The 14,539-nt window shown below is 50.4% G+C and carries 13 protein-coding genes; 12 read left to right on the top strand and 1 reads right to left on the bottom strand.

Going from position 1 to position 14,539, the window contains the following annotated elements; all coding sequences use genetic code 11:
* Positions 1 to 45 precede the first annotated feature (45 nt).
* The 12 genes from ACI48K_RS15350 (at position 46) to ACI48K_RS15295 (ending at position 12,722) form a co-directional block, all read left to right on the top strand.
* Positions 46 to 1,746: a type 2 periplasmic-binding domain-containing protein gene (locus tag ACI48K_RS15350; RefSeq protein WP_475028483.1), complete on the top strand. Its 1,701-nt coding sequence runs from the start codon at positions 46 to 48 to the stop codon at positions 1,744 to 1,746.
* Positions 1,747 to 1,866: 120 nt separating this feature from the next.
* The gene (locus ACI48K_RS15345) at positions 1,867 to 4,185 is read left to right on the top strand and encodes a glycoside hydrolase family 95 protein (protein WP_475028533.1); all 2,319 of its coding nucleotides are present in this window, start codon (positions 1,867 to 1,869) and stop codon (positions 4,183 to 4,185) included.
* An 80-nt stretch (positions 4,186 to 4,265) separates the two neighbouring features.
* Positions 4,266 to 4,994: a DsbA family protein gene (locus ACI48K_RS15340; protein ID WP_475028482.1), complete on the top strand. Its 729-nt coding sequence runs from the start codon at positions 4,266 to 4,268 to the stop codon at positions 4,992 to 4,994.
* Between the two features lie 31 nt (positions 4,995 to 5,025).
* On the top strand, positions 5,026 to 5,895 hold the full coding sequence (locus ACI48K_RS15335) for a helix-turn-helix domain-containing protein (protein ID WP_475028481.1): 870 nt from the start codon (positions 5,026 to 5,028) through the stop codon (positions 5,893 to 5,895).
* A gap of 131 nt (positions 5,896 to 6,026) precedes the next feature.
* Positions 6,027 to 6,158 carry a hypothetical protein gene (locus ACI48K_RS15330; protein ID WP_475028480.1) on the top strand — a complete coding sequence of 44 codons (132 nt, stop codon included), beginning with the start codon at positions 6,027 to 6,029 and terminating at the stop codon, positions 6,156 to 6,158.
* 3 nt (positions 6,159 to 6,161) lie between these two features.
* Complete coding sequence (locus ACI48K_RS15325) at positions 6,162 to 6,929, top strand: copper amine oxidase N-terminal domain-containing protein (protein ID WP_475028479.1); 768 nt, start codon at positions 6,162 to 6,164, stop codon at positions 6,927 to 6,929.
* A 186-nt stretch (positions 6,930 to 7,115) separates the two neighbouring features.
* A complete protein-coding gene (locus ACI48K_RS15320) occupies positions 7,116 to 7,562 on the top strand; it encodes an Hsp20/alpha crystallin family protein (protein WP_475028532.1) in 447 nt (148 codons plus the stop codon).
* 137 nt (positions 7,563 to 7,699) lie between these two features.
* Positions 7,700 to 8,515 carry an alpha/beta fold hydrolase gene (locus ACI48K_RS15315; protein WP_475028478.1) on the top strand — a complete coding sequence of 272 codons (816 nt, stop codon included), beginning with the start codon at positions 7,700 to 7,702 and terminating at the stop codon, positions 8,513 to 8,515.
* A gap of 99 nt (positions 8,516 to 8,614) precedes the next feature.
* Complete coding sequence (locus ACI48K_RS15310) at positions 8,615 to 9,694, top strand: NAD(P)/FAD-dependent oxidoreductase (RefSeq protein ID WP_475028531.1); 1,080 nt, start codon at positions 8,615 to 8,617, stop codon at positions 9,692 to 9,694.
* A gap of 106 nt (positions 9,695 to 9,800) precedes the next feature.
* On the top strand, positions 9,801 to 10,694 hold the full coding sequence (locus ACI48K_RS15305) for an aldo/keto reductase (RefSeq protein WP_475028477.1): 894 nt from the start codon (positions 9,801 to 9,803) through the stop codon (positions 10,692 to 10,694).
* A 223-nt stretch (positions 10,695 to 10,917) separates the two neighbouring features.
* Positions 10,918 to 12,333: a helix-turn-helix domain-containing protein gene (locus tag ACI48K_RS15300; RefSeq protein ID WP_475028476.1), complete on the top strand. Its 1,416-nt coding sequence runs from the start codon at positions 10,918 to 10,920 to the stop codon at positions 12,331 to 12,333.
* Positions 12,334 to 12,536: 203 nt separating this feature from the next.
* Positions 12,537 to 12,722, top strand: a complete 186-nt coding sequence (locus ACI48K_RS15295; protein WP_475028475.1) for a Spo0E family sporulation regulatory protein-aspartic acid phosphatase — start codon at positions 12,537 to 12,539, stop codon at positions 12,720 to 12,722.
* A gap of 143 nt (positions 12,723 to 12,865) precedes the next feature.
* On the opposite strand, the gene ACI48K_RS15290 is transcribed toward ACI48K_RS15295, so the two are convergent.
* Positions 12,866 to 14,446, bottom strand: coding sequence for an oleate hydratase (locus tag ACI48K_RS15290; protein WP_475028474.1), 1,581 nt, complete (start codon positions 14,444 to 14,446; stop codon positions 12,866 to 12,868).
* Positions 14,447 to 14,539: the final 93 nt, after the last annotated feature.

The following is a 14,539-nucleotide window of genomic DNA, read 5'->3' as shown; positions in this document are numbered from 1 at the left end:
GCGGTTTATGCATGGCAACTATTTCATTTCAAAGGGAGAGGTCGTATGAAAAGAAATTGGAAGATCTTATGCCTGTGCGTAATGGCCTTGACGCTGATTTTGTCGGGCTGCTCCAAAGGCGGCAACAACGGAAACGCTTCAAGCAACTCGGGATCGGGGAATGACGGCTCCGCCTCGGCCGGTCCGGTGACGATCAGCGTATTTGCCGATCAGGATACGGCGAACAATCAGGACCTGTCAACGAGCGCATTTACGAAAGTGGTTCAGGACAAGTTCAATATCAACTTTAAATGGACGACGGTTCCGTTTGACGGCGCTCCGGAAAAGAGACAAATCTCGCTGGCCAGCGGCGACTACCCGGACTTGTTCCTGCTGGTTCCGTACATCGATAATTTTTCACAGAATGATTTGATGCGTTACGGCAAACAAGGGGTTATACTTCCTTTGAACGATCTGATTGATCAATATGCACCGAACTTGAAAAAGACACTGGAAGACAATCCGGACTATGCGGCCATGAATACGGCTCCGGATGGCAAAATCTATGGGATCAACGGGCTGAGCGCTTGTTATCACTGCTCTTTCCCGAACAAATTGTGGGTGAACACCACATGGATGCAGAAGCTTGGCATCGAAACTCCGAAGACAACCGAAGATTTCAAGAAAATGTTGGAAGCGTTTAAAAATGGCGATCCGAACGGCAACGGCAAAAAAGACGAAGTGCCGCTTAGCGGTTCCATCGAAACCTTCGGCGTACACGTCATTCCGTTCATGATGAACGCATTTATTTATGACGACGACCGTACTTATTTGACGATGAAGGACGGCAAAGTCGACTTCGCCGCCAACAAAACCGAATGGAAAGATGGTCTTGCTTACATCAAATCCCTGTACGATGAGGGGTTGATCGATCCGGGGGCCTTTACGCAAAACGCTGATGCGTTCAAGAAAATCGGGGAAAACGGGGATGCGCAAATTCTCGGCGCAGGGGCAGGCATGCACCCGGCCATTTTCGTTGATATTTCCGACGGCAACCGTTATTCCAAAGACTATAATTCGATCCCGCCAATTACGGGACCAAACGGTGTCGGTTTTGCGACCACGCAATACACCGGTAACCAAGGGGCTTCGTTCGTATTGACCAACAAGGCCAGCAAAGAAGCGCAAGTCGCCGCGATTAAAATGCTGGATTACATTTACACCTTCGAAGGAGAAATTCAGGCGAATGCCGGGATTGAAAATGTCGACTGGCGTAAACCGGAACCGGGCGAAAAAGCGCTGGACGATTCAATCGAACCGAAATGGGCGTCTATTAACCTGAAAGCCGGCGAAAAGCCGCATAACAATTCTTGGGGCTCGCTCGGCCAATACGATTTGGATGCCGCTTTCCGCAACTCTCAAGTTCAAGCAACCGATATCTATGATGACGATGCTTATGAACGCAGATTATTCGATGCTACCAAAGACAACTACGACGGCAAACAGCCGGATCAAGTGTTCCCTTACTGGGGTGTTTGGATCGATCAAAACTCTGCGGACGAAGCCAGCATGATGCAAACCAACATTACCAACTATGTCAACCAAAACGCGCTGCAATTCATCACCGGCAACAAGAGCCTGGACAAGGATTGGGATTCTTATGTCAAAGGCTTCGACGGTCTGAACTTGACCGGGTATCTGGATATTATGCAAAAATCCTATGATTCTTCGGCTTTCAGCAAATTGACAATCGGCAAAAAGCAATAAATTCGGGTGAACTAAATCAAGGCGGCCTGCATCTTTAGGCCGCCTTGGATTCATAAGCCAATCTGCGGGAGCGTACACCGTTTCCGCTTGATGAATATAGAACAGGATGGATGGTGCTTGATGAATAATCTGAAGCTATGGTATTCCCGTCCCGCGCAGAGCTGGCCTCAGGGTCTGCCGGCCGGAAACGGCAGAATCGGCGCGGTCGTGATCTCGTCGCCCGAACGTGAAGTCTGGTGCATGACGGAAGTGACTTATTGGTCGGGAAAGGCAGACGAGGCGGAGCGCGTTTCTTCCGGGGACAGCCGGGTTCGTCTGAACCGGATGAGAGACCATTTCTTTCAGGGGGATTACGAGGGCGGAGATCGTCTGGCCAAACAATATCTGATGCCGGACAAGAAAAATTTCGGCACGAACCTCAGCTTATGCGACGTCCGTCTCGAATTCGCAAAACCCGCCGGCGCCCATGATTTCCGCAGAGAGCTGGATCTGGATCATGCCCTGGTTCAATCCTCCTACCATGTGCATGGCAAGAAGTTCGGCCGCGAGCTGCTTGCTTCGCATCCGGATGGCGTCGTGGCCTCCCGAATCTGGAGCGAGGACAAGGGCGGAGTCTCATTTACGCTTGCGCTCAAGGGGCGGACGCCTCAGTTTCAGACGGAGCTTCAGGACGGCCATACCTTAGCGTTTTCAGGAAAAGCGACGGAGGACATGCATAGCGACGGAACTTGCGGCGTTGCTTGCCAAGGGTTGATCAAGGTTGTTGCTTCAGGCGGTTCGGTTCGCGGCGAAGCGGGGCGGATCGTCGTCAGCGGTGCCGATGAAGCCTCTATCTATTTTGCGGTCAACACGGATTACCGGCAAGAAGGCGGGCTCTGGCTTGAAGAGAGCAAACGGCAGATTGAAGCTGCCGCGGCCAAAGGCTACGATCGCGTGAAGTCCGGCCATATCGCCGATTACGGCCCTCTGTACGACCGAGTTAGCCTTCAGCTTGATCGGACGGACAACTCCAAGCTTCCGACGGACGAGCGGATCCGGTTGTTCAAAAAGGGACAAATGGACGATCCCGAGCTGCTGGCCCTGTTTTTTCAGTATGGCCGCTATCTGATGATCGCCGGCTCGCGGGGGGATTCGCCTCTGCCGCATCATCTGCAGGGAATTTGGAATGACGGCGAAGCGAACCGGATGGCCTGGAGCTGCGACTACCATTTGGACGTCAACACGGAAATGAACTATTACCCGACCGAGATCGCGAATCTCGGAGAATCCCATCTTCCGTTAATGCGTTACGTCGAGGATCTCTCCAAAGCCGGGCGCAGAACGGCCGAAGAATTCTACGGATGCGAAGGCTGGGTGGCCCATGTCTTCTCGAACGTATGGGGTTTTACCGATCCCGGCTGGCATACGTCCTGGGGTCTAAACGTCACCGGCGGCTTGTGGATCGCCACCCATTTGATGGAGCATTATAACTACAGCCTGGACCGGGAATTTTTGGCATCCGTGGGGTATCCGGTATTAAAGGAAGCGGCGGCATTTTTCATGGATTATATGACGGTGCATCCGAAATATGGGTGGCTGGTTACGGGGCCTTCCAATTCTCCGGAGAACAGCTTTTATACGGGCAGTTCGGAGGAAGAGCAGCAGCAGCTGTCCATGGGGACGACGATGGATCAGGTGTTGGTCCGTGAGCTGTTTGAATTTTGCCTGAAGGCCGCTCGCGAGCTGGACACGGATCTTGAGCTGCGGCAAAAGTGGGAGCAGGCCATTTCCTTGCTGCCGCCGCTGCAAATCGGCAAGAAAGGCCAACTGCAGGAATGGCTTGAGGATTATGAGGAGGCGCAGCCGGAGCATCGGCATTTGTCCCACCTGTTCGCTTTATATCCGGGCCATCAAATTACCCCGGAAAAAACGCCGGAGCTTAGCGCCGCCGCCAGAGTCACCTTGGAAAACCGGATGGCCCGGCATGATCTGGAGGATGTGGAGTTCACCGCCGCGTTGTTTGGCCTCTTTTTTGCCAGACTGCATGACGGAAACCGGGCGCTCAAGCATATTTCGCATTTGATCGGCGAGCTGTGTCTGGACAATATGCTTTCCTTTTCAAAATCCGGGATCGCCGGCGCGGAGGCCAATATTTTCGTCATCGACGGGAATTTCGGCGGTACGGCGGCCGTTGCCGAAATGCTGCTGCAGAGTGCGGCCGGAGATCTGCATCTGCTTCCGGCGCTGCCGGAAGAATGGGGAAGCGGCTCGGTGAAGGGATTGCGCGCAAACGGCAATATGGAAGTCGATATCGACTGGAGCAATGGCAAGTTGACGGGCGCCGCAATCAAAGCTTTCAGTTCGGGCACGGCGATGGTCCGTACCGGAGATCGAGAGGCGAAGCTACTTTTGGAATCTGGCCATATTTACCGGTTGAATCATGAACTTCGTGTGATCTAAATTACGTCCACACCGAAGAATTTACATTAAAATGGATGTTGATCCTTGAATTGTAAAATACATGGAGGGAATGGTTGATTATGGCTACAAAAGTGGAAAAAGGTAAAAAAACGAACTCGAAAAGCCTCTATGTGATTACGGTAATCGCTATCGGTTTAATCGTGCTGGCCGGCGTCATCGTTTACGTGAAAGGCGCACAATCCGCCGAACTGAAAGAGCTGCCAAACTATACGGAAATTCGCGGAGATTTTGTGGCGGAAGGTCTCAAGTACGAGAAGCAGCCGCATTTAGGCAGCCCGGACGCCAAGGTGAAAGTCATGGAATTTGCCGACTTCAAATGCCCATCCTGCAAAGAGTGGGATGCGACTTACATGGACCAATTCAAGAAGGATTATATCGACACCGGAAAAGTGGAAATGTTCTTTACGAATTTCGCCTTCATTGATCGGGACTCGATCATGGCGGCCAGCGCCGGTGAAGCGATTGCGGCGCAGAACAACGACAAGTTCTGGGAGTTCAAGCATAAGCTGTACGCGAATCAGGGCGATGAGACCAAGATTTGGGCCACGCCAGACTTCCTGATCGACTTCGTCAAGAAGAACATCGACAGCATCGACTACGACCGTTTTGCCAAGGATCTGAAGGACCACACGTACATGCTTCCGGTAAAAGAAGATTTTAAAACGGCCGCCAATTACGGCGTGAACGGAACTCCGTCGTTTATGGTCGACGGCAAGCTGGTGGAAGGCTCCACTTATGAGGACCTTACTGCAGCCATCGACGCAAACTTGGACTCCGCCGCCAAGTAAAACGGCCTCATGAACAAGAAGAGGGAACGACATGAATTTCTCTTCCTTGCACCCTTACGTTTATTTGGCTACCCGATATCCTTTCGCTAAAGGGCAGTCCAGTTCGCCGAGAATTTGCTACACCAGTTCGGTCTACCTCGTTAGTGAGGGGCGGGGACTTCTTCGAACGGAAGGGCGATCTGTTCGGGTAGCGCCCGGTTCACTCGTATATCTGCCCGCGGGCCAGCTCCATGAATGGGTGGCGGATTCGTACGAGCCCATGGTGCATATTTGCTGTTATTTCGATTGGCATTATGTGGAGCGGGCCAGCGCTTTCGAATGGGCCTGTCCGATCTGTTATCCGCCCTCTCCTTTGGAGCCGGCATTTGTGGGACCGGGTTTTCCCTACGAGCTTCCGGTGAAGGCCGAAGTTGATTCGCTGCGGGTATGGACGGAGCTGTTTCGGAGCTTTTACAAATCGGGAGATTTTACGGACGAGCAGACGTTTATGCGCAGCCTGGCGGTACAGCGGAACTTTCAGGCGTTTATCGATCATTTCCTGCACTTCATGCTGAAGGACCGGCCGATTCCGGACCGTCGAATCAGCAGGCTGCTTGAGATGATGGAGCAGGATCTTCTGCATGACTCGCCCAAACCGCTGGAATCGTATTATGCCGGGTTAAATTTAAGCCGGGGACATTTTTTCGACCTGTTTCGAAGAGCCACCGGATGCACTCCGGTCCAGTACATGAACCGGTTCCGGATCGGCCGGGCCAAAGAGGATCTGCTCCATACCGGTTTAAGCATTACGGAAATCGCCGAAAAATATCATTTCAGCTCCGTGCATTATTTCTCACGTTTGTTTCATCAGCAAACCGGCTTAAGTCCGCGGGACTTCCGTTCGGTTAAATATCGATTTTGATTAAAGCCTCCCGGTTTGTTTCCGGGGGGCTTTTAAAATTTATCGGTATTTTGTTCAACTGATCCTGTCACAAATATCGAGGCACCTTCCGAAATAATAGATAACTTAATCATCAAGGAGGTAACGCGAACATGAGAAAAAGCTGGATCATCGCGCTGTCCTGTATGCTGGTCATGAGTTTGATGGCCGGAACGGCGGCAGCCAAGCCGGGAAAGGGGAACGGAACTGACAAAAAAGCGGAAGTAACGACTCAAACGTTGTAAGCCTTGGAGGAAGGCCAGGATACGGGCGAAGTGCAGCCGCCCGAAGGTACCGAGCCTTCGGACGAAGGACAGGAGCCTGACGGTGACGGCAAAGGGGGAAAGAAAGATTCGCAAGGTCACAACGGTTATAAAGGCCTGCTCAACGCCATCGAAAATGTCAAGGACAAGCCGGCGGGTGCGGTGCTGGCCGATCTTTTGCTGACGAAATACGATACTAAGCTGACGGACGAAATGAAAGCCGAGCTGCAGGAGATCAAGGATCAAGCGGCGGCTTTATCGACGGCTGCGGATATGATGGAAGAGAGCGGGAACATTGGAGAAGCGGCGGATCTGCAGCAGGAAGCCGTACTGGCCGACGTTACGAATATCGAATCTTATAAAAAGCTCGGGAAGCTCTACGACAAGCTGGGCAAAAAAGGAATCAAGCTCTACGTCAACGGCGAAAAGCCGGAAACGGAGGTGGTCCCGGTCGTAGAAGATGGAAATACGTTGGTGCCTTTCCGTGCGATTTCCGAAACTCTGCAGGCTGAAGTAAAATGGAATCCTGAGGACCAGTCCATTACCGTCACCAAAGACGGAGTAACATTGAAGCTCGTCCTGAACAGTTCCACCGCCTACATCAATGGGGAAGAGCAAGCATTGGATGCGCCTGCAACCGTTATCAATGGCAGTACGGTCGTGCCTGTACGCTTCATTAGCGAAGCTTTTGCGGCAACCGTCACTTGGGAGCCCGAATCCCAATCGGTTATCGTCAATGAGAACCAGGAATAAATAGAAGGAAAAGCTTGAAAGTCAAAAAAGGTCAAACCAACAGCCGGAGCCATATCTCCTTTCCATAACCGACTAAAACAAGCCAAAATGGCGCATTATAACGGTAAATCGGTTTTGTCAATGCCGTAAAGCCCGCATATAATGAGGATGTAAGGTCAAATAAGGTCAAAGAAAGGGGAATGGATGATGTTTGATTTGATTCCTTTTGGAAGACACAGAGAAGATGCATTTAGTCAACTGGCGAAATCCTTGAATGATGTCTTTAACGACGATTTCTTCGCGCCGTTGAAAAATTCGGCCATGTCGTTTCGAACGGATATTCGGGAGACCGAAACCTCCTATCTGGTTGAGGCCGAATTGCCCGGGTTCCGGAAAGAGGACATCGGCATCGATTATGCGAGCCCTTACTTGACGATCAAGGCGGTTCGCAAGGAAGAAGACAGCGTCGAAGACAACAAGCAGCAAGTCGTCCGCAAGGAGCGGCGTTACGGCGAATACGTCCGGAGATTTTACGTACAGGACATCGACGAGGAAGGCATCCGCGCTTCATTGAAAGACGGGGTCCTGTCGCTCGAAGTTCCAAAACGGCCGCAAGCCCGGACCAAGCGCATTGAAATTCAAGATAACTTCTAAACCGTTTTTTTATAAGCAGGCCGGTCAAGGAATTCTTGGCCGGCCTGTTTTGCTTTTATTTGGGGTAGGTATTCACCCATATTCCCCTGTGCGAGTATGTTGTTTCATAAGACATGATGAAAACGGGGGAACCGAAAATGGGATATTACGTTCGGGTGGATCAAAATGTCAAAATTTACGTCGAGGATTTAAACCCGGAGGGAGACAAGACGATTCTGCTGGTTCATGGGTGGCCGCTTAACCATCAAGCCTATGAATATCAATTTAACGTATTGCCTTCTAAAGGATACCGTATCGTCGCCATCGATTTGCGCGGCTTTGGGCACTCCGATCACCCTTGGGGACCGTACAATCTGGACCGAATGGCCGACGATGTTCACGGAGTAGTTCAGGCTCTGAAGCTGCGGGACTTTACTTTGGGGGGACATTCCTACGGAGGAGCAACCTCGATCCGTTACATGGCCAGGCATCAAGGCCACGGAGTGGCCAAACTGGCTTTATTCGGAGCGGCGGCGCCAAGCGTGACGCAGCGACCGGATTTTCCGTATGGCCAGACCCGGGAGGCAATCGACCAGGTTATTCAGGAAACCTACAAAGACCGGCCGGACATGCTGCGGAACCTGGAGAATCTGTTTTTCTTCAGACACCTGTCCGGGCCCTTCAGCGATTGGATCATGCAGCTTGAGCTTGCAGCGTCGGGTAATTCCACGGCCAAAGTAGCCATGTCCTTCCGGGATGAGACCTTGTTTGCCGATCTCGGTAAAATCCAGGTTCCCACTTTGATTTTGCATGGCATCCACGATAAAATCTGCTACCCCGAGTTGGCGGTTGCCATGCACCGGGGAATTGCGGGCTCGAAACTGGTTTGGTTTCAATTCAGCGGGCACGCGCTGTTCTATGAGGAACGCGATAAATTTAACGATGAACTGATCAAATTCATGGAGGAAGGCTGATCTACAGCAGCGATTTCCAAGAGAGTATTCCATCATGTTTACTTCCGTCCAAAGTCGGTGACAATAAGCCGTGATGGATTGGAATGGAGGCTTATCGTGATGGAAGTGGCGATTATGGGGGCCGGCATATCCGGCTTGGCTTGCGCGATTCAGTTGGAGAGACATGGGATTACTCCGGTAATTTTTGAGAAAAGAAGCACCGTGGGAGACCGGTTCGTGAACGGAGAAGTGCTTCTTTCGTTATTTTCCCGTCCGATCCGGGACGATATCGCCTTTATGGCGGATCAGCATCAAATCTATTTGCATCCGACGGGGAATATCGGCGAGTTCGTGATGCATTCCGTCAACGAAACGGCGGCGTTAACAGGACAGTTCGGGTTCAGCAATCTGCGGGGCCGGCACGAAAATTCATTTGAAAGCCAGCTTGGACGGCAGGTGCAATCAAAGATTCATTTTCATTCGGAAAATACCTATGAACGATTGGTCAAGGATTTCTCCCATGTCGTTGTGGCAACCGGGGACGCCGAGTACGCCAAAGCCGTGAAAAACTATCGCGAAGATTTAACGGCAACCGCCAAGGGCGCTACCGTAGTCGGGGAATTTTCGCGCTACACGGCCATGTGCTGGTTTGATGATCGTTTTGCGCCCAAGGGTTACGGCTACATGATCCCCTATTCGGACAAGGAAGCCAATATTACGCTGGCTTTTCCGGAGTATGAGGACACGGTTAACCGCGATATCGAAGAGATGTGGCGGAGATTTTTTGAAAGAGTTTGCTCCGACCTGGATCAAGATTTAAAAGTCACGGACCAGTTTGAAATTAACGGTTATATTATCGGTCAATGCCTGCACCCCCGAATCGGCAACTCCCTGTTCACCGGGAATTGCTTCGGTTCCATTATGCCGCTGTTTGGCTTCGGCCAAATTCCTTCCCTCCTCTCCGGAATTTATGCCGCGGATGATCTTTGCGGTTTGTCCTCGTACATGGAAACGACGAAGGAACTCCGCAAGGACTATGACAACTCGCTCGTTTTGCGCAGATTTTTCGAATCCATCGACGATAACGCAAAGGATAAGCTGGTTAAAAGTTTGAACGGCCGTTTGGGAGAAAAATTGTTTTCCACGAAAATCGATGTGTTGAAAATCGTCTCACGGCTGCTTCGCCCGCTTCCTTTATAACGCGATCAGATCTATACGGAAGATTTGCCCATCCCAAAAGTGACTTGGCGTACGGAAAAATTTATAATAGAACCGTATTCCATAGAGAACAATCGGAGGGATGACTGTGAAATATCGTCGTTTAGGCAAAACCGAATTGAACGTTTCCGTGATCGGAATCGGAACATGGCAATTTGGCGGAGAATGGGGACTGCAATTTGGCCAAAGCGAGGTCGACGCGATTCTCGACAGAGGGCAAGAGCTTGGCATTAATCTGATCGATACGGCGGAATGCTACGGAGATCATCTGTCCGAATCGTTTATCGGCGATTACCTTAGCCGGCGGGGGCGCGACGAGTGGATTATCGCTACCAAATTCGGCCATCACTTCCATGAGCGGTTTACCCGGACGGACGAATTTGGCGCCAAAGAAGTCCTGAAGCAGCTCGACGCTTCCTTGAAATCGTTGAAGACGGATTATATCGACTTGTACCAGTTCCATTCCGGGCCGGATGCGGCATTTGACAACGACGAGCTGTGGACGACGCTGGACAAGCAGATTCAAGCGGGCAAAATCCGTCATCTGGGTACTTCTATCGGCAGCAACGACAATCTGCATCAAACGGAAGCGTCCACGAAGGTGAACTCGCAGGCGATTCAAGTCGTTTACAACCGGCTCGACCGAGTGCCGGAAAATCGCGTATTTCCGTCGTGCGAACGGCAGGACCTGGGCGTGCTGGCCCGCGTTCCGCTGGCAAGCGGCTATTTAAGCGGCAAGTATAAACCTGGCGCCGTGTTTGACAGCACCGACGTGCGCCATCGCCACGATCCCGAGAGCACGCGCCGCAAGCTGGAGGAAGTCCAGCAAATTGGGCTCAATGAAGTGCCTGAGGGCGTGGATATGGCTCAGTGGGCGCTGGCATGGTGCTTGAAGCATCCCGTCGTAACCACGGTCATTCCGGGATGTAAAAATCCGGCGCAAGTCGAGTCGAATGCGGCTGCGGCGGACTTGACGATCTGACAATAATAGGTAAATTTCCGCAAAAATAAGCCATTTAGCAGGCAAAAATGTCTGTTTTTGGCTTATTTTTTGTTGACTATTTACAAAATTAGCCTTATTATCACAGTATAATACCAATTTCAATATTTTGGATGTCGTAAGATGGCGTTAGTTGTCTGTGCAGAGCGAAATCAGGTTCATTTTGTAGCAAACAGGCGGGATTATTCGGGGGGGTGATAGTTTTTTGATATCCACAACCACGATTCGCGCGGAACTGGAAGACTACATCAAGAGCGAAGGTTTTACCCTTCATCACTTTGCGGAATCCGCTGGGGTGAACGTCGGCACGTTAAGCGGTATTATTAACGGCAACCGGCCCATATCGATCGGACAGCTGGATCGGATTACCGCGGTGATGGGATTTTCTGAAGGCCACTTCTATGATTTATACGTCGAGGAATGTTTTACTTCCGGAGCGCCTCATTGGCGGAGGCTTCGGCCGTTCCTAATGCGCTGCGCCGAGCTGCAGCTTTACGAGTACATCCAACAAATGTTGTGTCGTTTGCTTGAAGATCTGAAGCAAATATCGGGAATTTTCGAAACTGCGGAATTGATGTACGAACAAGGCTGGAAGGAAGCGGCCGTCATTCTCTACGAAAGCGTCATCGAAAGCGAGCGTTCAAGTCATTCGGAGCGTCTTTCGATGAGCTACTACAGGATTTTTCAGGTCTATCAGACGGACAGCCGTAAAGGGTATCAAGCTGCCATGCAGTTTCTTCCCTATCGGTTTCGTTTGCCGGAATCCTATGCGCTGGACGGATTGTTGATGCTGGCAGAAGCCAATGCGGTAAAGTTCAACTGGGCGGAAGTAGAATATTACGCCGATGAGCTGTGCCAACTGGCCAAAAAACTCAGTGAAAAGGATACTTGGAAACAGCCGGAATTCAAGCCTGTTCGTCCCCTTGTCTATTATTACGGCAGAGCCTATTTAATGAAAGCAGGTTCTTATGAATATAGGGGAATGTTTGAAGAGTCCAAGAGATGGATTGGCGAGTATGCGGATTTAAGCTGGTTCCGAGGTCTGGATGAGTCCGGATTGGCCGAGGTTGAGCTTTTAAAAATGTTTGCCCAAGCCAATTACATGGTAGGAGAAATCAAGTCGGGCAATCATTCGCAAATCCCTTTGTACGTCCGGTTCTTGGAAGAACATCCGGATGAAATTGTGGAAGGATTAATTACTCTGATAGAATCCGCTAATCGGCATAACTTTTTCATCGATGATATTCTGGATAAGTTTAGCGGTGAAATCGATCAGTATAGGCAGTTTGGCAAGGACAACTGGTTTACGCAAGGAACATTGAAGATCAGTTATAAAGAACCTTCTTATATATTTCGATGTTCCGTGTTTTTTCAGAACTTCGCTATTTATAAATTTAGGCAGGCTTCTTACAAAGATGGTTTAAACAATCTGCTTTATAGCTTGAGGTTGTTTATTACTTTGAACAGCAAAGATGCAATCGTTAACAGCATGGTTTTATTTGAAGTCAACCGCCGCTTTGCGGCTGATGATCAATGCATTGAATTCTATAAAATTTGTAGAGAGGTGTGGGAAAATGAAAAAGACAATGTCTTGGGTGGTTTCGGCTACGCTTATGTTTAGTTTCTTTGTATCTGCGGGGATATTTACTACATTTGCTCACGGTTGGGGTTAAGTTTAAGGCTTTTTGTGAAGGGATCGGCTATTATGGCCGGTCCTTTTTTATGTTATTCACTTGAAAATTGGAATTTTTTTATAATTTGCAGTAGGTTTCATTATGAAATATTTGGCAACATCTTCTAAAATATTCATAGGGTGAGAGCGCTATGAATAATTCAGAGATAATAAGACATAGGATAGAAGTTGAGAGACAAGAGTTAAACCGATTGGCACAACGATATGGTTTGAGGCATAAGCGGGTCATTACTCAGTCAATCATTCTTGATGGTCTGATCAATAAATATAACAAGAGTATATATAAAGATGTCCAGAGAAAGAAGCCAATCGCGTAGGTTCCATTCAGTGGACAAGTAAGAGTGGTTTGTTTTATGTGTCACATGACAGCCTGCTAATAGGAGAGGCGGTCAAGTTATCAAAAGAAGGGTCGCTCGCGAACGAAAATGATTCGTTTAGCGAGCAACCCTTCTTTATGTTTTTACCGGAACGAAGTCACGAACCCCTGAAGCAGCGTCCGCACGTCGTAGTGGTATTGATTAATCGGGGTAATCGGCTTATCCATTCCGAGCAGCCCGTATACGGCGATTCTTGCCGCTCGTACGGAATACTCCTCGGTAAATACGACATCATCCGGGATTTCGCAGAACTGGCTGATAAACGCCAGGTTAGTCGATCCGTCGGGAATCACCTTCGGCCGGTCGCCAATCGCCCTTGGCATGAATTGAGCCGTAATATAAGGCATCATACAGGGAATGCAGTTTGCCGAGGCGATAATGGCGTTCATGTCTTTTTCGAATTTGAGATGATGGAGCAGCTCGGTCAAGATTTCCTTGCCGGTACAGTCGGACATTTTCTTCTTCACGTAATCCCCGATGTTATCCGGGAACAGCCCGTATCCCCAGAACACCTTGACATGCTCCGGCTGGTTGCGGAAATGGGGCTGGTGAGCCAGCACGATCGACATGAGCCAGCTGGAATCCTTAAAGGTCACGAGCGCGCCGGTCCCGGCTTTGTTCCGGGAGAAGGCTTCCATGAGATCAAAGAAGCGCGAATCCTGGCAGGTCACCGTGAACGACTCCCATTTGGAACCGTCGATATGGTCATCGAAGGAGGAAGGATTGCCGAATCCGGCTTTTTTATCGGCGATCCGGTCCCACAGCGCCCAGCCGCTTCCCTTGGCGTTCAGCTTCGGAGCCTTCGACATCGAACCCAGGCTGTAGCCTTCGGTCATGGATCCGTTCGTGACGATGACCAAATCGCCTTCACGGATATCCAGCACGCCTTCCGCTCCGTCTTTTGCATAATGCATCTTCGTAACGGTAATCTCTTCTCCGTCCTTGAAATCGAGATCCGTTACAGTACATTTCATTTTGAAGTCGACGTTATATTTCTCCAGGTACCGGTGCAGGGGAAGAATGATGGAATCGTACTGATTGTAAGGCGTCCGGGTTACTCCCTCCAGCGTATGGATGCGCGGGAATTCATGCATGAACCGGATCATGTATCTTTTCAGCTCCGCTGCGCTGTGCCAAGGCTGGAAGGCAAAGGTGGTTGCCCACATATACCAGAAATTCGTCGTGAAAAAATGAGGCCCAAACCAGTCGTTGATCCGCGATTTTCCCATTTTTGCTTCAGGCGTCATGATCAGCTTGACCATGGACATGCGGTCGCCCATATCAAACCCCATGGAACTGACGTCCGCCACTTCTCCGTTCTTATTGACCAGACGTGCATTCGAATGCGTCGGATGCGCCATATCGAATGCTACAATTTCATCTCTGACCGAAAGTCCCGGATGATCCAGGGAAGGAATCGATCTGAGCAGGTCCCAGGTGTTCTCGTAGGTCTCGTCGTTCAGCATCCGGCCGCCGCGAATGACGTAGCCCTGTTCGCCGTCACCGGCTCCGTCATTGCTCCCGCCGAGGATTTTCATTTCTTCAATAATATGAATCTGCTCTCCGGGGAACTCGCAATCCCTTACCAGGAATGCCGCACCGGCGAGGGACGCAATGCCTCCACCCACAAAATACACTTGTCTGCCGCTGTAATCCGCTGTCATAACCGTCGCCTCCAAAGGTTTTTGTCAGGTTGTGCTCATACTTGAACAACCCTAATGTATTCCTTTCGCGGAGAGCTTGAAATCATCAAAGGA

It is taken from the genome of Paenibacillus terrisolis, from assembly GCF_056171975.1.
The sequence above is the reverse complement of the archived record's forward strand: the minus strand, read 5'-3'. Positions and strand labels throughout refer to the sequence as shown.